Annotated in this window: 20 protein-coding genes and 1 other RNA gene; 19 read left to right on the forward strand and 2 right to left on the reverse strand. The window is 37.2% G+C overall.

What is annotated here, in order from left to right:
- The first annotated feature begins 15 nt into the window (after nucleotides 1–15).
- The 15 genes from proB (at nucleotide 16) to pepC (ending at nucleotide 16,374) form a co-directional block, all read left to right on the forward strand.
- Nucleotides 16–819, forward strand: a complete 804-nt coding sequence (gene proB / locus BLP98_RS07565) for a glutamate 5-kinase (RefSeq protein ID WP_074482705.1) — start codon at nucleotides 16–18, stop codon at nucleotides 817–819.
- Between the two features lie 16 nt (nucleotides 820–835).
- A complete protein-coding gene (locus BLP98_RS07570) occupies nucleotides 836–2,086 on the forward strand; it encodes a glutamate-5-semialdehyde dehydrogenase (protein ID WP_074482657.1) in 1,251 nt (416 codons plus the stop codon).
- Nucleotides 2,087–2,220: 134 nt separating this feature from the next.
- On the forward strand, nucleotides 2,221–3,171 hold the full coding sequence (rsmH, locus tag BLP98_RS07575; protein ID WP_039695993.1) for a 16S rRNA (cytosine(1402)-N(4))-methyltransferase RsmH: 951 nt from the start codon (nucleotides 2,221–2,223) through the stop codon (nucleotides 3,169–3,171).
- Complete coding sequence (gene ftsL, locus BLP98_RS07580; protein WP_074482658.1) at nucleotides 3,171–3,494, forward strand: cell division protein FtsL; 324 nt, start codon at nucleotides 3,171–3,173, stop codon at nucleotides 3,492–3,494. The genes rsmH and ftsL overlap by 1 nt, the downstream gene beginning before the upstream one ends.
- Before the next feature lie 3 nt (nucleotides 3,495–3,497).
- The gene (gene pbp2X, locus BLP98_RS07585) at nucleotides 3,498–5,762 is read left to right on the forward strand and encodes a penicillin-binding protein PBP2X (protein ID WP_074482659.1); all 2,265 of its coding nucleotides are present in this window, start codon (nucleotides 3,498–3,500) and stop codon (nucleotides 5,760–5,762) included.
- A 6-nt stretch (nucleotides 5,763–5,768) separates the two neighbouring features.
- The gene (gene mraY / locus BLP98_RS07590) at nucleotides 5,769–6,782 is read left to right on the forward strand and encodes a phospho-N-acetylmuramoyl-pentapeptide-transferase (protein ID WP_074482660.1); all 1,014 of its coding nucleotides are present in this window, start codon (nucleotides 5,769–5,771) and stop codon (nucleotides 6,780–6,782) included.
- A 200-nt stretch (nucleotides 6,783–6,982) separates the two neighbouring features.
- The gene (locus BLP98_RS07595; protein WP_074482661.1) at nucleotides 6,983–8,326 is read left to right on the forward strand and encodes a DEAD/DEAH box helicase; all 1,344 of its coding nucleotides are present in this window, start codon (nucleotides 6,983–6,985) and stop codon (nucleotides 8,324–8,326) included.
- 237 nt (nucleotides 8,327–8,563) lie between these two features.
- The gene (locus tag BLP98_RS07600) at nucleotides 8,564–9,388 is read left to right on the forward strand and encodes a transporter substrate-binding domain-containing protein (RefSeq protein ID WP_074482662.1); all 825 of its coding nucleotides are present in this window, start codon (nucleotides 8,564–8,566) and stop codon (nucleotides 9,386–9,388) included.
- 14 nt (nucleotides 9,389–9,402) lie between these two features.
- Entirely contained in the window at nucleotides 9,403–10,206 is an 804-nt protein-coding gene (locus BLP98_RS07605; protein WP_074482663.1) for an amino acid ABC transporter permease, read from the forward strand.
- Entirely contained in the window at nucleotides 10,206–10,949 is a 744-nt protein-coding gene (locus tag BLP98_RS07610; RefSeq protein ID WP_074482664.1) for an amino acid ABC transporter ATP-binding protein, read from the forward strand. The genes BLP98_RS07605 and BLP98_RS07610 overlap by 1 nt, the downstream gene beginning before the upstream one ends.
- Nucleotides 10,950–11,029: 80 nt before the next feature.
- Nucleotides 11,030–11,254, forward strand: coding sequence for a DUF4059 family protein (locus BLP98_RS07615; RefSeq protein WP_074482665.1), 225 nt, complete (start codon nucleotides 11,030–11,032; stop codon nucleotides 11,252–11,254).
- Between the two features lie 66 nt (nucleotides 11,255–11,320).
- The gene (trxB, locus tag BLP98_RS07620) at nucleotides 11,321–12,235 is read left to right on the forward strand and encodes a thioredoxin-disulfide reductase (RefSeq protein WP_074482666.1); all 915 of its coding nucleotides are present in this window, start codon (nucleotides 11,321–11,323) and stop codon (nucleotides 12,233–12,235) included.
- A gap of 253 nt (nucleotides 12,236–12,488) precedes the next feature.
- Nucleotides 12,489–13,949 carry a nicotinate phosphoribosyltransferase gene (locus BLP98_RS07625; RefSeq protein WP_074482667.1) on the forward strand — a complete coding sequence of 487 codons (1,461 nt, stop codon included), beginning with the start codon at nucleotides 12,489–12,491 and terminating at the stop codon, nucleotides 13,947–13,949.
- Nucleotides 13,949–14,773 carry an ammonia-dependent NAD(+) synthetase gene (nadE, locus tag BLP98_RS07630; protein WP_074482668.1) on the forward strand — a complete coding sequence of 275 codons (825 nt, stop codon included), beginning with the start codon at nucleotides 13,949–13,951 and terminating at the stop codon, nucleotides 14,771–14,773. Before BLP98_RS07625 ends, nadE begins: the two co-directional genes overlap by 1 nt.
- A 263-nt stretch (nucleotides 14,774–15,036) precedes the next feature.
- Nucleotides 15,037–16,374, forward strand: a complete 1,338-nt coding sequence (pepC, locus tag BLP98_RS07635; protein WP_074482669.1) for an aminopeptidase C — start codon at nucleotides 15,037–15,039, stop codon at nucleotides 16,372–16,374.
- Between the two features lie 86 nt (nucleotides 16,375–16,460).
- Here pepC and pbp1a read toward each other — a convergent pair whose 3' ends face one another.
- Nucleotides 16,461–18,680: a penicillin-binding protein PBP1A gene (gene pbp1a / locus BLP98_RS07640; RefSeq protein WP_074482670.1), complete on the reverse strand. Its 2,220-nt coding sequence runs from the start codon at nucleotides 18,678–18,680 to the stop codon at nucleotides 16,461–16,463.
- Complete coding sequence (gene recU, locus BLP98_RS07645; protein WP_074482672.1) at nucleotides 18,667–19,275, reverse strand: Holliday junction resolvase RecU; 609 nt, start codon at nucleotides 19,273–19,275, stop codon at nucleotides 18,667–18,669. Before recU ends, pbp1a begins: the two co-directional genes overlap by 14 nt.
- A gap of 74 nt (nucleotides 19,276–19,349) precedes the next feature.
- Between recU and BLP98_RS07650 the strand changes: the two genes are divergently transcribed.
- The 4 genes from BLP98_RS07650 to BLP98_RS07665 all read left to right on the forward strand — a co-directional run bounded on the left by BLP98_RS07650 (nucleotide 19,350) and on the right by BLP98_RS07665 (nucleotide 22,122).
- Entirely contained in the window at nucleotides 19,350–19,868 is a 519-nt protein-coding gene (locus BLP98_RS07650) for an SLOG family protein (RefSeq protein WP_074482673.1), read from the forward strand.
- Nucleotides 19,869–19,995: 127 nt separating this feature from the next.
- A complete protein-coding gene (gene gpsB, locus BLP98_RS07655) occupies nucleotides 19,996–20,325 on the forward strand; it encodes a cell division regulator GpsB (RefSeq protein WP_074482674.1) in 330 nt (109 codons plus the stop codon).
- Nucleotides 20,326–20,411: 86 nt separating this feature from the next.
- An RNA gene (gene rnpB / locus BLP98_RS07660) (RNase P RNA component class B) lies at nucleotides 20,412–20,777 on the forward strand.
- A gap of 172 nt (nucleotides 20,778–20,949) precedes the next feature.
- Nucleotides 20,950–22,122, forward strand: coding sequence for a THUMP domain-containing class I SAM-dependent RNA methyltransferase (locus BLP98_RS07665; RefSeq protein ID WP_074482675.1), 1,173 nt, complete (start codon nucleotides 20,950–20,952; stop codon nucleotides 22,120–22,122).
- The last annotated feature ends 55 nt before the right edge of the window (nucleotides 22,123–22,177 follow it).

The following is a 22,177-nucleotide window of genomic DNA, read 5'->3' on the forward strand; positions in this document are numbered from 1 at the left end:
GTGTATAATAAGCGTATGAAACGAAATTTTGAATCAGTACAACGAATTGTTATAAAAATTGGGACAAGTTCTCTTGTCATGCCAAATGGCAAAATTAACCTTGAAAAAATTGATCAGCTAGCCTTTGTTATTTCTAGCTTAATGAATAAAGGAAAAGAAGTTGTTTTGGTATCATCTGGTGCCATGGGATTTGGTCTTAATGTCTTGAATATGGACAAACGTCCAACTGAGATTGCACGTCAACAGGCGGTGTCAAGTGTTGGGCAGGTGGCTATGATGAGCCTCTACTCACAAATCTTTTCACATTATCAAACAGAAGTCAGTCAGCTTTTGATTACACGTGATGTTATCGAATATCCTGAAAGTTTGGCAAACTTTACGAATGCCTTTGAGACTTTGTTGTCAATGGGAATTGTGCCAATTGTCAACGAAAATGATGCTATCAGCGTTGATGAAATGGATCATGCAACAAAATTCGGTGATAATGACCGACTTTCTGCTATTGTAGCTAAAGTAACCAAAGCAGACTTGTTAATCATGTTATCAGATATTGATGGTCTTTATGATAAGAATCCAAATGTTTATGAAGATGCTAAACTTCGTGAACATGTTACTGAAATTACTGATGAGATTATTAAGTCAGCTGGCGGTGCCGGTAGTAAATTTGGTACGGGTGGCATGCTTAGCAAGATTAAGAGTGCTCAAATGATTTTTGATAATAACAGTCAGATGATTTTAATGAATGGTGCTAATCCACGTGATATTTTACGTGCTCTAGAAGGTGCTAATATCGGAACATGGTTTTCACAATCTAAGTAATAAGGGAGGTCTTGAGATGGGCTATATTGATGAACTAGGTAAAAATGCAAAGACAGCTTCTCAAAGTTTGGTAAAGCTTGGGACAGCAGAGAAAAATAAAATCTTGGCTCAAGTAGCGGACGCTTTGCTTGCTGAAACAGATTTTATCTTGCAAGAAAATGCACGTGATGTGGCAAAAGCGCAAGAAAATGGTATTTCACCAGTTATGGTGGATCGCTTGCGCCTAGATGCTGGCCGCATTGAAGGTATTGTCGAAGGTGTTCGTCAAGTAGCTGATCTTCAAGACCCAATTGGACAAGTTGTTCGTGGCTATACGAATCTAGATGGTTTAAAAATTGTTCAAAAACGTGTGCCATTAGGTGTCATTGCTATGATTTTTGAAAGTCGTCCAAACGTATCTGTTGATGCTTTCAGTCTTGCTTTCAAAACAAGTAATGCCATTATTTTACGTGGTGGTCGCGATGCTATTCATTCAAATACAGCTCTTGTGACAGTTATCCGTAAGGCACTTGCTAAAGCTGGTATTGACGAAAACGTTGTACAACTTGTTGAAGATACTAGTCACGCTGTTGCTGAAGAGTTGATGCAAGCTGTCGATTATGTTGATGTTTTGATTCCACGTGGTGGAGCCCGCTTGATTCAAACGGTCAAGGAAAAATCTAAAGTTCCTGTTATTGAAACAGGTGTCGGAAATGTTCACATTTATGTTGATGATTCAGCAGATTTTGATATGGCAACTAAGATTGTGATTAATGCTAAAACACAACGTCCAAGTGTTTGTAATGCTGCTGAGAGTCTTGTAGTTCATGAAAAAATTGCAGAGCAGTTCTTGCCTCAATTAGAAAAAGCTATTAACAAGGTTCATCCAGTGGAATTCCGTGCAGACCAAAAAGCGCTAGCTATTTTTAAAGATGCAAAGGCAGCAAGTGAGGAAGACTTTGCAACAGAATACAATGATTACATCATGTCTGTTAATGTGGTGTCTTCACTCGATGAAGCTATTGATTGGGTAAATCACTACACAACCCATCACTCTGAAGCGATTGTGACAAAAGATCTTGAGAACGCCGAACGCTTCCAAGATGAAGTGGATGCAGCAGCAGTTTATGTGAATGCCTCAACACGATTTACAGATGGATTTGTCTTTGGCTTGGGAGCAGAAATTGGAATTTCTACCCAAAAAATGCATGCGCGTGGTCCAATGGGCCTAGAAGCATTAACAAGCACAAAATTTTACATTAACGGTAAAGGACAAATCAGAGAATAATTTATTTTCTTTCGGAAATGAGTTCATTTTTCAAATAAAAAAGAGCCAAGTGTCTCAAATATGGGACGCTTGGTTTTTCTATTTCTCCTCATCTTTTAAGGAAGAATCTTTCTATTTGTGTTATAATGAAAGGTATGACAAAAGACTTTCATCATATTACAGTACTTCTACATGAAACCGTTGATATGCTTGATATCAAGCCAGATGGAATCTATGTAGATGCAACGCTTGGAGGAGCAGGACACAGTGAATATCTCCTCTCTAAGCTTGGCCCGAATGGTCACCTCTATGCTTTTGACCAAGACCAGACGGCTATTGACAATGCACAAATTCGATTAAAAGATTATATTGAAAAAGGACAAGTCACTTTTATCAAGGACAATTTCCGCAATCTTGCTTCAAATTTAGCAATGCATGGAGTAACTGAGATTGATGGTATTTTATATGACCTTGGGGTGTCAAGTCCGCAACTAGATGAGCGTGAGCGTGGATTTTCTTATAAAAAGGATGCTCCGCTTGATATGCGTATGAACCGTGAGCAAGATTTAACGGCTTATGATGTGGTGAATACTTACGATTACCATGATTTGGTTCGTATTTTCTACAAATACGGTGAAGATAAGTTTTCAAAACAAATTGCGCGCAAAATTGAACAAGCTAGACAAGAAAAGCCGATTGAAACAACGACTGAATTGGCAGAAATCATCAAATCAGCTAAGCCTGCTAAAGAGCTTAAGAAAAAAGGGCACCCTGCTAAGCAAATTTTCCAAGCCATTCGTATCGAAGTTAACGATGAATTAGGAGCAGCAGATGAGTCTATCCAACAAGCGATTGACTTATTAGCGGTTGATGGTCGTATTTCTGTGATTACTTTCCACTCGCTTGAAGACCGTTTGACAAAACAATTGTTTAAAGAAGCGTCTACAGTGGAAGTTCCAAAAGGGTTGCCTTTTATTCCAGATGATATGCAGCCAAAACTTGCTCTTGTCAATCGTAAACCGATTTTACCAAGTCAAGAAGAGTTGGAAGCCAACAATCGTTCTCACTCAGCAAAATTGCGCGTGGCTAGAAAGGTTCGTAAGTAATGACTGATAAACACCGTAACGAAGCCATTGCTAAGGCTCTTAGACGTCGTATTCGAAAATTTTCACGCATCGAAAAAGCTTTTTATGGTTCTATCATTTTAACGGCTATTACCATGGCGATTAGTATTATTTACCTTCAAAGCCGTAATCTTCAAGTGCAACAGCAAATCACTGACTTAAATAGTCAGATTACTGAAGTACAGACAAATTACGACAATGCTAAACAAGAGGTCAATGAACTGTCAAGTCGTGACCGTGTTGAGCAAATTGCCCAAAATGCTGGTTTAACAAGCCAACAGGATAATATTAAACAGGTGGAGTAGTCTATGAAAAAATTAATGAATCGTTTTTTAGACTATGTGGTAAAGGACAGACGCACACCCGATAAAAATCGCGAGCGTGTTGGTCAAAATCTAATGATTTTGGCAGTCTTCCTTTTCTTTGTGTTTATTATCAATTTCGCGATTATTGTGGGAACAGATACCAAGTTTGGTCATAATCTATCTAAAGAAGCCTCAGATGTTTACCAACAAACAGTGACGGTCCAAGCTAAACGTGGTACGATTTATGACCGTAATGGTGTTGCACTAGCTGAGGATTCGACAACTTATAGTGTTTATGCTATTATCTCGAAATCTTATGTGTCAACAACTGGTGAAAAACTCTACGTTAAAAAATCTCAATACGATAAAGTTGCTGAGATTTTGAATGCCCAAATCGGTATTGATAAAGACGAAGTCTTAAAACAATTGAATCAAAGTGGGCTTTTCCAAGTATCATTCGGAAGTTCAGGGTCTGGTTTATCATACAGCAAGAAATCAGAAATTGAAACAGCTATGAAGGACGCTGGAATTAAAGGAATTGGATTTGAATCAACACCTGGACGTATGTATCCAAATGGTGTCTTTGCTTCACAATTCCTAGGACTTGCCCAATTAAAAGAAAATAAAGATGGTAAAACATCGAGCCTTGTCGGAACATCAGGTTTAGAAGCCTCATTGAACGATGTGCTATCAGGGACAGACGGAAAAGTAACTTACCAAAAAGATAAAAATGGTAACTTGTTACTCGGTACAGAAACGACAGTTAAACGAGCAGTTGACGGAAAAGATGTCTACACAACACTTTCTGAACCACTGCAATCTTATCTTGAATCACAAATGGACATTTTCCAAAATGATGCTCAAGGTAAATATGCTAGTGCGACAGTGGTTAATGCTAAAACAGGAGAAATCTTAGCAACCACACAACGTCCAACCTATAATGCACAGACAATGGAAGGTTATAATGAAGATAACCTTAAGACATGGAATACCATTCTCTATCAAAGTTATTATGAACCAGGGTCAACCATGAAAGTGATGACACTTGCTTCAGCTATTGATGATGGTATCTTCACGCCAAACGAAGTGATTTCAACAATCAACGGTATTACAGTTGCTGATACAAAAATCAATGACTGGAACGTCAACGAAGGTAACACTTCTGTTCAATATATGACGTATGCTCAAGGGTTTGCTTGGTCAAGTAACGTTGCTATGACAAGTCTTGAACAAAAAATGGGTAATGACAAATGGCTAAACTACTTGTCTAAGTTTAAATTCGGTTACCCAACACGTTTTGGTATGGTCAATGAAGGTAGTGGCTTGTTACCATCAGACAATGAAGTAACCATTGCCATGAGTGCTTTCGGTCAAGGTATTGGTGTGACACAAGTTCAAATGCTTCGTGCCTTTTCTGCGATTTCTAATAAAGGGGTTATGCTTGAACCACAATTTATTAGTCAAATCTACGACCCAAATAATAATACAGCCCGTAAAGCGTCAGCTGAAATCTCTGGTAAACCTGTCTCAGAAAATGCTGCTAATCAAACACTTGATTATATGGTAACGGTTGGTACAGATTCACAATTTGGTACCTTGTATGATAGCACGGAAGGGGCACCGGTTATTCAAGTCGGTGATTACTCAGTTGCCGTCAAATCTGGTACAGCCCAAATTGCCGCATCTGCTGAAGAAGGTGGAGGATACTTGACTGGTGATAATGACTACATCAACTCTGTTGTTGCTATGGTGCCATCAGATGATCCTGACTTTATCATGTATGTTACCCTTCAACAACCAACAACGACTTTTAAACGTAGTTTCTGGAAAGATGTAGTTAATCCAGTGCTTGAACGTGCCATGATGATTAAGGACACTTTGACAAGTACAGCCGTGACTGGTACAGATACAGAAACCAAATACCAATTGAAAGATTATATCGGAAAAGCACCTGGTGATACCGCTCAGGAACTTCGTAATAATCTTGTTCAACCAGTTGTCGTTGGGTCAGGTAACAAAATCAAGAAAATGTCTAAAAAAGTCGGAAGCAATCTTTCACAAAATGAACAAGTGCTACTTTGGACAGGAAAATTAAAAACAATGCCAGACATGTATGGCTGGACGAAAGAAAATGTTGAAAAATTTGCGAAGTGGACTGGAATCAAAGTAACCATTAAAGGCTCTGGTTCAAAAGTCACTAAGCAAAGTGTCGATACCGGAAAAGATATTGACAAAGTCAAAAAAATTAAAATTACTCTAGGAGACTAAACTAAAATGTTTTTAAGTTTAATTGCAGGTATTGTCGCGTTTGCCTTGACAGTATTTGCTATGCCGCATTTTATTCGTATTTATCAATTGAAAAAAATTGGTGGGCAACAAATGCACGAGGATGTCAAACAACATTTGGCTAAAGCTGGAACACCAACAATGGGTGGGACAGTCTTTCTAACAGTTGCCATTCTTGTTAGTCTTGTCTTTAGTTTCTTTATTGAAAGACAAGCTGGTGCTTCAATGGGAGCAACCGTAGGAATTTTAATGGTTCTTTTGATTTATGGAATTGTTGGATTCCTTGATGATTTCTTGAAAATCTTTAAACAAATCAATGAAGGTTTGACACCTTGGCAAAAAATGAGTTTGCAAATTATTGGTGGTTTGATTTTCTATTTTGTTCACGTGCGTCCAAGTGGAACAGATGACTTGAATGTCTTTGGATTTGATTTACACCTTGGCGTTCTTTATGTTGCCTTTGTTCTTTTCTGGATTGTTGGATTTTCAAATGCGGTTAACTTGACTGATGGGATTGACGGTTTGGCTTCAATTTCAGTAGCTATTAGTTTGGCAGCTTACGGTGTTATCGCAGTTGTTCAAAAACAATTCGATGTTCTCTTGATTATTGTTACTATGATTGGTGCTTTGTTTGGTTTCTTTGTCTTTAACCATAAACCAGCTAAAGTCTTTATGGGTGATGTGGGAAGCTTGGCATTGGGTGCTATGCTTGCCGCAATTTCAATTGCCCTTCGTCAAGAATGGACATTGCTAATCATTGGTTTTGTTTACGTTTTTGAAACAGCTTCAGTAATGCTTCAAGTATCTTACTTCAAATACACTAAGAAAAAATATGGTGAAGGTCGTCGTATCTTCCGTATGACACCATTCCACCATCATTTGGAGCTTGGTGGTTTGTCTGGAAAATCAGAAAAATGGTCTGAATGGAAAGTTGATGCTTTCTTGTGGAGCGTTGGAGCTATTGCAAGTATCATCACATTGATTTTCCTTTATGCCTTATAATAGTGAAAGCGAGTTGAGACATTCTCAGCTCGTTTTTTTACTTCTTAAAGCGCATAGTGCTTTGCTTTAATCCCCCTTTTAATGATATAATAGAAAGGAATGAAAAAATTCACCTAGCAATACTGGCTAGGGATGAAACGATAAACAGATATAGAGAAATTTCAAGTAGAACTTGATGAGATAAGAAATTGAGGTAAAACATGTCTTTTAACGATTTTAATTTTAAGCCCTACATCCGTGAGGCACTCGCAGAGCTTAAATTCAAAAATCCGACAGAAGTGCAACAAAAATTAATTCCTGTTGTACGTTCAGGTCGTGATTTGGTAGGTGAATCAAAAACTGGTTCAGGGAAAACACATACTTTCTTGCTACCTATCTTTGAAAAATTAGATGAAACAAGCGACAACGTTCAAGTTGTTATCACAGCACCAAGCCGTGAATTGGCAACACAAATCTATCAAGCCACAAAACAAATTGCTGAAAAATCTGAAACAGAAATCCGTGTAGCAAATTATGTTGGTGGGACAGATAAACTTCGTCAAATTGAGAAACTAAAATCATCTCAACCGCACATCGTTATTGGGACACCAGGTCGTATCTATGATTTGGTGAAATCAGGCGATTTAGAAATTTATAAAGCTCATACCTTTGTTGTTGATGAAGCTGATATGACGCTTGATATGGGATTTCTTGATACGGTTGATAAAATCGCTGGGACATTGCCAAAAGATGTTCAAATTTTGGTCTTTTCAGCAACTATCCCACAAAAACTTCAACCATTCTTGAAGAAATATTTGACAAATCCAGTCATGGAAAAAATCAAAACAAATACTGTTATCGCTGATACAATCGATAACTGGTTGGTATCAACTAAGGGACGTGATAAAAATGCACAAATTTTGGAAATCACAAAAGCCCTTAACCCATACCTTGCCATGATTTTTGTTAACACTAAAGAACGTGCTGATGAATTGCACAGTTACCTTGCGTCAAATGGTTTGAAAGTGGCCAAAATCCACGGTGGTATTCCGCCACGTGAACGTAAACGTACAATGAACCAAATCAAAAAATTGTCTTACGAGTACATCGTAGCAACTGATTTGGCTGCGCGTGGTATTGATATCGAAGGTGTTAGTCACGTTATTAATGACGCTATTCCACAAGATTTGTCATTCTTTGTTCACCGTGTTGGACGTACAGGACGTAATGGTTTGAATGGTATTGCGATTACTTTGTATCAACCAAGTGATGATTCAGATATTCGTGAACTTGAAAAACTAGGAATCAAATTTGTACCGAAAATGCTTAAAAACGGTGAATTCCAAGATACCTATGATCGTGATCGCCGTGCTAACCGTGAAAAATCATACCAAAAACTAGATACAGAAATGATTGGTTTGGTTAAGAAGAAAAAGAAAAAAATCAAACCTGGTTACAAGAAAAAAATTCAATGGAAAGTTGATGAAAAACGTAAACGCGAACGCCGTGCAGCTAACCGTGCTAAGGGTCGTGCAGAACGTAAAGCTAGAAAACAAACTTTCTAAGATGAGAAGTAGTCTGAAACAAAAGTTTCGGACTATTTTTTATGCTTTTTTTAATGATTAGGGTATAATTGTCAAAAATAGAATCCCCCAGAAATTTGGCTTGTTGCAGTTCTGTCAAGAAATAGGATTTATGCCTTGATAGTTTTTCTTTATCGAGTCTATAGAAAATATATATTGGGAATGTCATGTTAAGTTTGGTAGACTGTAACAAAGATGATTAGAAGAGAGGACATTTAGATGAAATTGAAGAGATTATTGACTGTGACTTTCTTAGCAGCTACAGCTATTACTTTAGCAGCTTGCTCAAATCAAACACAATCTGGTGGAAAAACAGTTGTAAAAGTGGCAACTGACTCAGATACAGCACCATTTACTTATAAAGAAAATAATACCTTTAAAGGTTATGATATTGACGTGGTTAAAGCCATTTTCAAGGACTCTAAGAAATATAAAGTAGAATTTGTGACAACAGCCTTTGACTCTATTTTGACAGGGGTTGATGCTGACCGTTATCAAATTGCCGCAAATGATTTTAATTATAATGACGAACGAGCTCAAAAATACCTTTTCTCAGACCCAATTTCACACTCAAATTATGCTATTACGAGTGCTGAAGGAACAAGCTATGATAGCTTAGATGATTTATCAGGTAAAAAAACTGAAGTGATTTCAGGTTCTAATTATGCCCAAGTTTTGGAAAAATGGAATAAAGAGAATCCTGACAAAGATCCTATTAAAATCAAATATGCTGCAAGTTCAACTGGGCTAACAACACGTGTCCAACACATTGAAAATGGAACCATTGATTTTATTCTTTATGATGCGATTTCATCAAATTATCTGATTGAAGATCAAGGCTTCAATTTGACCGTGACAAATGTGAAAGATCAAATTGGTGGTGAAAATGATGGTTTGGAATACCTTTTATTTGCTGATACAAGTGAAGGAAAAGAGTTACAAAAATTTGTCAACAAACGCATCAAAGACCTCAAAGAAGATGGAACATTAGCTGAATTGAGTCAAACTTATTTTGGCGGTGATTTTGTTTCATCTGTTAAGTAATAGAAGGAGTTTACATGTCTTTAACAACAATTGCAACTGGCTTGTCTTGGTATGACAAGTTGGTTGAAAAAATACCTGAAGGTCAGTTATTTAGTTGGCGAGCAGTTTTTGATGCCATTCCTGATTTGATTGGTCGCTTACCAACAACTTTGGGCTTGACTGTAGCAGGTGCTTTATTTGGTTTGATTTTAGCTTTGGTATTTGCGATTGTGAAGATTAATCGCACTAAGGTTCTATATCCTATTCAAGCTGTCTTTGTCAGCTTTTTACGTGGAACACCAATTTTAGTTCAACTCATGTTAACTTATTATGGGATTCCACTCTTTCTAAAATTTCTCAAATTGAAATATGGCTTTGATTGGAATATTAATGCCATTCCAGCTTCTGTATTTGCAATTACTGCTTTTGCCTTTAATGAAGCAGCTTATACAAGTGAAACCATTCGTGCAGCTATCCAAGCTGTCAATGTTGGAGAAATTGAAGCAGCGCGTAGTCTTGGAATGACCACTTTTCAAGTTTACCGTCGAGTCATTATTCCAAATGCGGCAGTCATTGCAACCCCAACTTTGATTAATAGTTTGATTGGTTTGACGAAAGGAACGTCGCTAGCTTTCAATGCGGGGATTGTTGAAATGTTTGCCCAAGCACAAATTTTGGGTGGATCAGATTACCGTTATTTTGAACGTTACATTTCTGTCGCCCTTGTTTATTGGGTTATTAGTATTATTATTGAGCAAATTGGCCGTTTAATTGAAAAGAAAATGGCTATTGATACACCGCAAGTTAATCAAGATACCGTAACAGGAGAGATTCGCTAATGATTAAGATTACAAATTTAACAAAAGCATTCTCTAATCAGAAAGTTTTAGATGGGCTAGATGTTGCAATTGAAAAGGGTGAAGTACTTGCTCTTGTTGGCGCATCTGGAGCTGGGAAATCAACATTTTTGCGTAGCTTGAATTATTTAGAGCAAGCTGATTATGGTAGTATTGCCATTGATGATTTTAAGGTTGATTTTCAAAAAATATCAAGAGAAGAAGTACTTGAACTTCGCCGAAAATTAGCTATGGTTTTTCAGCAATTTAATCTTTTTGAACGTCGCACAGCGCTTGAAAATGTCAAAGAGGGATTAAAAGTCGTTAAAAAACTATCAGATGTTGAAGCGACTAAGATTGCTAAAGAAGAACTAGCAAAAGTTGGCCTTTCTGATCGTGAGAATCACTACCCGCGACATTTGTCAGGTGGGCAGAAACAACGTGTGGCTTTGGCGCGTGCCTTGGCTATGAAACCAGATGTTCTTTTGCTTGATGAACCAACATCCGCGCTTGATCCAGAATTAGTTGGAGAAGTGGAAAAATCAATTGCTAACGCTGCTAAGGCTGGTCAAACTATGATTTTGGTTAGTCATGATATGAACTTTGTTTATCAAGTAGCGGATAAAGTTCTCTTTTTGGATAAGGGACATATTCTTGAAGCAGGGACACCTGAAGAGGTTTTCAAACATCCTAAAGAAGCAAGAACCAAAGAATTCTTTGCAAATTATACAAAAACGTATATTTAAGTAAGCAGATTTGATATAATAAAAGCTGAAAGTTTTTTTCAGCTTTTTTAGAGCAATAGAATACTAGTGCAAGGTGAATTATGTTTTTAGAAATTTTTAGTCTTTATATTCAAGGCTTACTTTTATCAATAGTCAGTGTTTTGTTAGTTGGAGTGATTTGGAATTTTTGGCGAGCTAGTCGTAAATATGATAAAACAGCCAAAGAACGCCAGGCTTTTTTGTATGATATTTTGATGATATCTATTATGGTGATTCCAATTTTTTCATTTGCTTTTATGGCTATCTTATTGATGTTTAAAGCATAATAATTGCCTTTTAGTAACGAGATTGATAGAATAGAAAAATAATCAATAAGACGAGGTAAAAAAATAATGTACGATACACTAATTATAGGTTCAGGTCCTGCTGGTATGACTGCAGGGCTTTATGCCGCCCGTGCTAACTTAAAAGTTGGTATTATTGAACAAGGAGCTCCTGGTGGGCAAATGAATAATACCTCAGAAATTGAGAACTACCCAGGATATGATCATATTTCTGGACCAGAGTTGTCAATGAAAATGCACGCACCGCTTGAAAAATTTGGTGTGGAAAATATTTATGGTATCGTCAAAAGCATTGAAGATGCTGGCGATGTTAAACGAGTTATCACAGAAGACGCTACTTACGAAGCTAAGACTATTATTTTGGCAACAGGTGCTAAAAATCGTGCTCTTGGGGTAGCAGGTGAAGAAGAGTACACTAGCCGCGGAGTTTCATATTGTGCTGTTTGTGACGGAGCATTCTTCCGTAACCAAGATTTATTGGTTGTCGGCGGTGGTGACTCAGCAGTAGAAGAAGCTGGGTATTTGACACAATTTGCAAAATCAGTGACTATTATTCACCGTCGTGATGAATTACGTGCCCAAAAAATCTTGCAAGAACGTGCTTTTGCCAATGAAAAAATCAACTTTATCTGGGATTCTGTAGTTAAAGAAATCAAAGGAAATGACATTAAGGTTTCAGGTGTTGTTGTAGAAAACGTTAAAACTGGTGAAATCAGTGAACACGACTTTGGTGGAATCTTCATCTATGTTGGGGTTGACCCAGTTTCAAAAATGGTGGAAAATCTTGGCATTACAGATGAAGCTGGATGGGTTATCACAGATGATCACATGAGAACTTCTATTCCTGGAATTTTTGCCATCGGTGACGTTCGTAAAAAAGAGCTTCGCCAAATTACAACTGCCGTTGGTGATGGTGCTATTGCTGGTCAAGGTGTATACCAATATATTGAAAACATGAAATAATGGTACAGAGTCCGAGATGAGAATCTCGGGCTTTTTTATATCTATTAACTAAGATAGAAAGATGAAAATATTTTCTGAAAATCATTATTTTTTCAAATCTTTGCGCAAAACCTCACAAAGTTTTAGCCAGTCTCCCGTAATTGTGCTATAATATGGGGGATAATTAATCTTTTGACAATACTAGCAAAGGTTGTTTGAAACCAGATATGATAAGACTAGTATTAGGTCAATAATCTTAAAAAGGGGATACCACATGTATCAAGATGATAGTTTAACTCTCCACACAGATTTGTATCAAATTAATATGATGCAAGTTTATTTCGATAAAGGCATTCATAATAAAAATGCTGTTTTTGAAGTCTTTTTCCGTAAAGAACCATTTGAAAATGGTTATGCTGTTTTTGCTGGTTTGCAACGTATGGTTGAATACCTTAAAAACCTTCGCTTTACAGAAACAGATATTGCCTATTTAGAAGAATTAGGTTATCCAGCTGATTTTATTGCTTACTTAAAAGATTTTAAATTAGAATTAAGCATCCGTTCTGCTCAAGAAGGAGATGTAGTTTTTGCCAATGAACCAATTGTTCAAGTTGAAGGACCACTTGCTCAATGTCAATTGGTTGAAACAGCTTTGCTTAATATCGTTAACTTCCAAACTTTGATTGCAACAAAAGCCGCACGTATTCGTTCAGTGATTAACGATGAACCATTGCTCGAATTTGGTAGCCGTCGTGCTCAAGAAATGGATGCTGCTATTTGGGGAACACGTGCTGCCGTAATCGGTGGTGCTAATGCCACTTCAAATGTTCGCGCTGGTAAAATGTTCGATATTCCAGTATCAGGAACACACGCTCACGCTTTAGTTCAAGCTTATGGTGATGACTATGAAGCCTTTATGGCTTACGCTGGCACTCACAAAGATTGTGTTTTCTTAGTTGATACTTATGACACCCTTCGTTTAGGTGTTCCAGCAGCTATTCGTGTGGCAAATGAACTTGGTGACAAGATTAATTTCCTTGGCGTTCGTATTGACTCAGGTGATATGGCTTACTTGTCTAAGAAAATTCGTGAACAATTAGACGCTGCCGGTTATCCAGATGCTAAAATTTATGCATCAAATGATTTGGATGAAAATACTATCCTTAATCTTAAAATGCAAAAAGCCAAAATTGATGTTTGGGGTGTAGGGACAAAACTAATTACTGCTTATGACCAACCTGCTCTTGGTGCAGTTTATAAAATCGTTTCTATTGAAGACGAAAATGGGGTTATGCAAGATACCATTAAGTTGTCTAATAACGCTGAAAAAGTATCTACCCCAGGTAAAAAACAAGTTTGGCGCATTACTAGTCGCGAAAGAAATAAAACAGAAGGTGACTACATCACTTTCACAGATACTAATGTGAATGAACTTGATGAAGTTTACATGTTCCACCCAACATATACTTACATCAATAAAACAGTTAAAGATTTCGAAGCTGTACCTCTTCTTGTTGATATTTTTGATAAAGGTGACTTGGTTTATGATTTACCAACACTTGCTGAAATTCAAGATTATGCTCGCAAAGAATATGATAAACTTTGGGACGAGTATAAACGTCTGCTTAACCCGCAAGATTATCCAGTTGATTTGTCACAAGAAGTTTGGCAAAATAAAATGGATCTTATCGACCGTATTCGCAAAGAAGCACAACAAAAAGGAGAAGTTAAGTAATGACTTTACAAGAAAAAATTATTGCTGAATTAGGTGTTAAACCAAGTATTGATGCTAAAGAAGAAATCCGTGTCTCTGTTGATTTCTTAAAAGACTACATGAAAAAACATACTTTTCTTAAAAGTTATGTGCTTGGTATTTCTGGTGGTCAAGATTCTAGCTTGGCAGGACGTTTGGCACAAATCGCTATGGAAGAATTGCGTGCTGAAACTGGTGATGACAGCTACAAATTCATCGCAGTTCGTTTGCCATACGGTGTTCAAGCTGACGAAGAAGATGCACAACGTGCGCTTAAATTCATCAAACCAGATGTTAGCATTGCTGTAAACATCAAAGAAGCTGTTGATGGACAAGTTCACGAACTTGAAAAAGCTGGTATTGAGGTTTCTGACTTTAATAAAGGTAATATTAAAGCACGTCAACGTATGATTACACAATACGCAGTAGCAGGTGCCAACAGCGGTGCTGTTATCGGTACTGACCACGCTGCAGAAAACATTACTGGATTCTTTACAAAATTTGGTGATGGTGGTGCTGATGTGATTCCACTTTACCGTTTGAACAAACGTCAAGGGAAACAATTGTTAGCTGAACTTGGTGCAGATCCAGCTATCTACGAAAAAATTCCAACAGCTGATTTGGAAGAAAATCGTCCTGGTATCGCTGATGAAGTAGCACTAGGAGTTACTTACAATGATATTGATGATTACCTTGAAGGTAAAACAGTTTCACCAGAAGCACAAGCCAAAATCGAAAACTGGTGGAATAAAACAGAACACAAACGTCACCTACCAATTACAGTATTTGACGATTTCTGGAAATAATATTTCATTTTAAAGAGACCCTTGGGGTCTTTTTTTCTTATGCATCTAACATTAAAAGGTAGAATCTCTAGTAGGTGGAGCGTTTGATGTTTGAATTCCCGACATAAGTTGTTATAAAAGTTTACGCATTTTTTTGAAAATTTCAAAAAGTGCTACAAATTCCCTTGCATTCTTCTTAATAAGCGTTATAATGGTTATTAGTCAAGTTGGGTTAAGTCAGAAAATATAACATAATTGCTTAATCCAAAATATTAGGAGGAAATATGTCAGAATTATCATCAACATTTACTGATAAACTATTTGCTGATTTTCAAGCAGATAGCAAATTGCGTGCTGTTGAAAATGCTGTAACTCACAATGGTTTGTTAAAATCACTTGAAACTCGTCAAAGTGAAATGGAAAACGACCATGCTTTTTCAATTGATTTAACAAAAGATAAAGTTGCTAACCAAAAAGCATCTGGTCGCTGCTGGATGTTTGCAGCTCTTAACACATTCCGTCATAAAATGATCTCAGATCTTAACTTGGAAAACTTTGAACTTTCTCAGGCACACACATTCTTCTGGGACAAATATGAAAAATCAAACTGGTTCTTAGAACAAGTTATTGCAACTGCAGACCAAGAACTTGGTAGCCGTAAAGTGAAATTCTTGCTTGATGTTCCTCAACAAGATGGTGGTCAATGGGATATGGTTGTTGCCCTATTTGAAAAATATGGTGTCGTACCAAAAGCAGCTTACTCTGAATCAATCTCATCAAGCAATAGCCGTGAATTGAACCAATACCTTAATAAATTGTTGCGTCAAGATGCTCAAATCTTGCGTGAAGCTATTGCAGCTGGTGCTGATGACAAAGCTGTTCAAACTAAAAAAGAAGCTCTTCTTCAAGAAGTCTTCAATTTCTTGGCAATCAATCTTGGTTTACCACCACGTACATTTGACTTTGCTTACCGTGATAAAGACAATAACTATCATTCAGATAAAAATATCACACCACAAGAATTCTTCAAAAAATATGTTGGTTTAGATCTTTCTGAATATGTATCAGTTATCAATGCCCCAACAGCTGACAAACCTTATGGTAAATCATACACTGTTGAAATGCTTGGTAACGTGGTTGGTAGCCGTGACGTTCGTTACATTAACCTTGATATGGAACGCTTTAAAGAATTGGCTATCGCTCAAATGCAAGCTGGTGAAACAGTTTGGTTTGGTTCTGATGTTGGTCAAATCTCAGATCGTCAAAAAGGTATCATGGCGACAAATGTTTACGACTTTGAAACAGCTATGGATATCAGTTTCACCCAAGACAAAGCTGGTCGTCTTGATTACAGCGAAAGTTTGATGACACACGCTATGGTCCTTACAGGTGTTGATTTGGACGAAAACGGAAAATCTCTTAAATGGAAAGTTGAAAATTCATGGGGAGATAAAGTCGGTAACAAAGGTTACTTTGTCGCTTCAGATGCTTGGATGGATGAATTTACATACCAAATCGTGGTACGTAAAGAATTCTTAACAGCAGAAGAACGTGCTGCTTATGAAGCTGAACCAATTGTTCTTGCACCTTGGGATCCAATGGGAGCTCTTGCTAGCAAATAATAAGATATATAAATACCAGAAGCATTAATACTTCTGGTATTTTGGGTATTAGAAAACCTCCTCTGTCTAGAGGAGGTTTTTAAAATCTAATCATTGGTTTCTGTACTGCTATTGTTATTATCAGCAGTTGCTTCAGATGTTTGGCTATCTTCTGTTGAAGAACTGTCCTCACTAGATGATTGGCTAGATGAAGAGTCTTCTGAAGAACTTGAGCTTGAACCATAGATGTTACTGTAGACAGAACTTGATGAAGCTGAGTAAGTGTAGTTGCTTGAACCGCTTAGATAAGCGTAGCCACCACTTGTGTAAACACCTTTAGGAACATCAAAGTCTTCGTTACCACTACCGTATTTTTCATTTAGGTAACTTTGCATAGCTTTGTAAACGTCAGCAGCAACGTTTAGACCATTACCGTAAATAGGTGTCATACGGTTTTTGTAACCTGTCCAAACGGCCATTGAATATTGTGGTGTGTAACCAACAAACATTTCATCAGGAGCCATTGTTCCAACGGCACTGTTGTAAATACCTGTTGATTCTTCAATTTCAGCAAGTTCATCATCTGAATAGTTAGATGTCCCTGTTTTACCTGCTTGGTAGATACCAGGAAGAGCAGCTCTAGTACCAGTACCGTAAGTCAAAACAGTTTTCATCATTGAAGTCATTAAGTAAGCTGTTGATTCTTTCATCGCACGGCTACCAGATGCATCGAATGACTTGCTTGTGCCATCATTAAATTCAATTTTATTAACGTACTGTGGTTCGTAGTAGATTCCACCATTAGCAAATGCGGCGTAAGCAGCAGCCATTTTTTCACTACTTGCTCCATATTTTTGGCTAGAATCACTTGTTGAACTTGAGATAGCATTTGAGTAGTAGAGTTGTGGATAGTAAATACCAAGACCTTCTAAGAATGACTTAGATTTATTTAAACCAACTGCTTCAAGTGCTTTAACCGCAGGAACGTTACGAGATTGTTGAATAGCGGTTTGGATTGTCATGCTACCGTAGTATTGACGGTCCCAGTTATAAACTTGAGTTGATGTACCAGGCCAGTAGTATTTATTATCGCTAGTAACAGCAGCGGTACTTGTGTAGATACCATTTTCAATCGCTGGAGCATAGTCAGTGATTGGTTTCATTGTAGAACCCCAGTCACGGTCAGTTAGGACGGCTTGGTTAGTTCCAAGTGAAACAGTTGTGTCTTGGTTACGTGATCCAAGTTGGGCAATGACTTTACCAGTGTTGACGTCAACAACTGTTGAGGCAACTTGGAGGTCAGTATCTGGGTAGTATACGTATGAGTCAGTATTGTAAATATCCCATAGATATTTTTGAGCTTCAGTATCAACGTTTGTGTAAACTTTTAGCCCAGCTGAGTAGATATCTTGGCCAGTTTTATTGCTAACTTCTTGGATAACTTCTTTAATGTAGTTATCAAGATATGGTTCGTAGCTTGTTGATTCTGTCAGTGTTTGTAGACCATCTGTAACAGGAGTAGCAAGTGCTGTCTTATACTCAGATTTAGTGATGTTACCATCTTCGTACATTTCAGCTAGAACAGTATTACGACGGTTTTGGGCAGCGTCAGGATTTGTGTATGGGTCGTATTGACTAGGAGCTTGAGGAATACCAGCAAGCAAAGCCAATTGAGCAATAGACAAATCTTTCAAATCTTTACCGTAGTAAGATTTAGCAGCTGTTAGCATACCATAGTTACCATTTCCCATGTACACTTTGTTAATGTAGAAAGTTAGAATTTCTTCTTTGGTGTACTTACGTTCCATTTGAAGGGCAAGCCAAGCTTCTTGAGCTTTACGTTTCAAGGTTTGGTCAGATTCTTTTGTTGAGAAGTAAGCTAACTTGATTAATTGTTGGTCAAGTGTTGAACCACCTTGTGTGCTAGAACTTGTGAAGTTATTCAAGGCTGCTCCAAGGATACGATAGACATCGATACCACGGTGTTTAAAGAAGCGCTTATCTTCGATAGATGTAACAGCATTAACCAAGTTTAAAGGAATGCTATTAGCTGATACGCTTTCGCGTTTTTCAGAACCCAAGTCAGCAATCAATGAGCCATTAGCATCATAGATAAGACTTGAATTAGTAGATGAGAGTTTGCTAGCTGTTAGTTTTGGTGTGCTGCTGACATAAAATGCAAAGATTGAGCCACCAATTAAGAAACCAGCAACAACTAAAGTCATCAAAGTGATGAGACCATATTTTAACACCTTAAGAGCTGTTTCTTTAGATGCAGGATTACTTGTTCGTCTGTGTTTTGTTGTTTTCTTTTTAATTGTGATCACCGCCTAAAATTTTTTGATCGATAATATCCAAATAAGGAACTTGAGGGAGTGAACTTGTTGTCACCATATACCCATTTTTTCTGATATAATCAAGTGGCATGGATTTGGTGCCGAGGTTGATTTGGTAAAAGTCTACTAGCGCGCTAGCAGGTAAAAAATAAGTTTCCTTAAGTGTCGAAAAGTGAAGTAATACAAAGCAGATGCCGTCTTGTTTTAAGACATGTTCCATATGCTCAATTTGGTGAGCGTGAAAGTTCTTTAATGGCATAGATGTCTTTTGCCGCGTTTCTTTCGCTTCAAAGTCAATATAGCGCCCTTTGTAGACGCCAGAATAATCGGTCGTTGATGCTTGGCGAAAGTAAGCTTCTACAATTTTGGCACGGCTTCTTTTAGGATAATCAACTTTTACAATTTGAATTGGGGTTGGTTTTTTGTGAACAACAGCAATATCACGAGATAAGTAGTAATTATTGGTTTCATTGATTGCTGCTTCAAAACTCATCCCACGATTAGCAAAATTAATCGTTGATTTTGTTGTCTTTCTAGAAGCTGGGACTGCTTGTTTTCGAATAAGATGATGAGGGTAATTAACCATAAAACTCCTAACATTCATGCTTAAGTCAATATAAGCACTACTATTATAACATATTTTTAGAAAGGAAGCAGGATATGACTTCAATTCTCGTCACGGGTTATAAGAGTTTTGAACTTGGTATTTTTCAAGAAAAGGACGAGCGAATCGAGGTGATTAAAAAAGCAATTAGGCATGATTTCATTCGCTATTTTGATGAAGGTGTTGACTGGTTAATTTTTATGGGAAACCTTGGATTTGAATATTGGGCATTACAGGTTGCAAAAGAGCTGCAAGAGGAGTATGATTTTAATATTGCAACGATTTTTACCTTTGCAAATCATGGTCATAATTGGAATGAAGCTAATCAGGTCAAACTAAGCGAGTTTAAACAGGTGGATTTTGTTAAATACTCTTATCAAGAGTATGAAAATCCAAGTCAGTTTAGAACCTACAATCAATTTTTAGTAGATAATACGGATGGTGCTTATCTATTTTATGATCCTGAAAATGAGACAAATTTGAAATATTTAGTGCAGGTTATGCGTGAAAAAGACAACTATCCAATTCAGTTTTTGACCTTTGATCGTCTTAATGAATTTCTTGAAGATTGGTAATCAATTTTTAATGATGTTTTAAAAGTAAATGCTTGATTTTTCATTAAATTTTCTGTAACATATATCTTGATATGACGTTTTCATATTCTAAGGTTAACTAGAATAGTTTTGTTTGGAGAGAGATAGAATGGCAAGTATTATTTATAGTCCTAAGGACATTTTTGAACAAGAATTTAAAACCAGCATGCGTGGTTACGATAAAAAAGAAGTTGACGAGTTCCTTGATGACGTTATCAAAGATTACGAGACTTATATTTCTCAAGTTCAAGAACTACGTGCTGAAAATGAAAAATTAAAACAAGAATTGGCTGCTAAACCAAAAGCAGCTCCAACAACTTCTTATGTTGCTCCACAGGCAGAACATGCACGTGTTGCGCAATCTGCGACAAACTTCGATATTTTGAAACGTATCAGTCGTTTGGAAAAAGAAGTGTTTGGTAAACAAATCACTGAATAATAACTTTTTAGTTATTTGCTGACGAAGTTATTAAATAATTTGTATAAGACTTATCTCTATTTACGGAGATAAGAAAGATAATTGCAATTTTTGGATAATCGCGTGGTATTCTAATACCATGAGGAAAGTCCATGCTAGCACTGGCTGTGATGCCGGTAGTGTTTGTGCTAGGTGAATTAATAAGCCTAGGGACATCTTTTGATGTTACGGCGAGTGAAAGGGCTAAGTCCTTGATATGCCTAAATAGCTCTGAAAAGTGCCACAGTGACGTAGTTCCTGAGGAAACCCGGGAAGTGGAACGCGGTAAACCCCTCAAGCTAGCAACCCAAACTTTGGTAGGGGCACGGGATAGTAGGAATCCGAACGATCTATCCTGACTGGAAACAGTAGACAGATGATTATCGAAGGAGATAAGACCTAGTTATCTCTGGAACAAAACATGGCTTATAGAAAATTGCATATAGGTATCTAGCTAGCTTAGGCTAGCTTTTATTTTTGCTGTATTTTAATACTAAATGATTGCTTTATTTGGTATTTGAAAATTAATCGATTTTTACTAGCTATATGCTGGTAAAACGTGTTAAACTTATAGATAAGTATTTTGATGAAAATAGGAATGTGTGAATGAAAAAAACATTTAATTTAGTAGCAACTGCAGCTGCAGGACTTGAGGCTGTTGTTGGGCGTGAAATCCGTGATTTAGGGATTGATTGCCAAGTTGAAAATGGTAAAGTACGTTTTCAAGGAGATGTTAGAACGATTATTACAACAAATCTTTGGTTACGTGCAGCAGACCGTGTCAAAATTATTGTTGGTGAATTTCCAGCGCGTACCTTTGAGGAATTATTCCAAGGAATTTATAAATTGGATTGGGAAAATTATTTGCCATTAGGTGCCAAATTTCCAATTTCAAAAGCTAAATGTGTGAAATCTAAATTGCACAATGAGCCAAGTGTTCAAGCAATTAGTAAAAAAGCTGTTGTCAAAAAACTTCAAAAGGTTTACCATCGTCCAGACGGTGTGCCATTACAAGAAAATGGTGCTGAATTCAGAATTGAAGTTTCAATTTTGAAAGATAAAGCAACGGTCATGATTGATACAACAGGAGCTAGTCTCTTTAAACGCGGTTACCGTGTTGAAAAAGGTGGCGCTCCGATTAAAGAAAATATGGCAGCTGCCATTATTGAATTGTCAAACTGGTATCCAGATAAACCATTTATCGATCCAACATGTGGTTCAGGAACGTTCTGTATTGAAGCAGCTATGATTGGGATGAACATTGCTCCTGGTTTTAATCGAGACTTTGCTTTTGAAGAATGGAATTGGGTTGACGCTGATTTGGTTCAACAAGTTCGCGATGAAGCTGAAGAAAAAGCTAATTATGATATTGAACTTGACATTTCAGGATTTGATATTGATGGTCGCATGATTGAAATTGCCAAGAAAAATGCTGAAGAAGCAGGACTTGGAGATATCATTAAATTGAAACAAATGCGTCTTCAAGATTTAAAAACTGATAAAATCAATGGTGTTATCATTTCTAACCCACCCTATGGTGAACGATTGCTTGATGACAAAGCTGTTGACATCTTGTATAATGAGATGGGACAGACTTTTGCACCATTGAAAACATGGAGTAAATTTATTCTGACCAGCGATGAACAGTTCGAACGAAAATACGGGTCACAAGCTGATAAAAAACGTAAATTATACAATGGTACGCTTAGAGTTGATTTGTACCAATTTTACGGTGAACGTGTTAAACGCTCTGCTATCACGCAAGCAAAAGAAAAGTAAGGGAAAGTGCGCTTAACAAGCTTAGTTAGGCAGTTGAAATTTTAATTAGAGAGGT

Source organism: Streptococcus equinus (assembly GCF_900104225.1).
Taxonomy (GTDB): Bacteria; Bacillota; Bacilli; order Lactobacillales; family Streptococcaceae; genus Streptococcus; species Streptococcus equinus_D.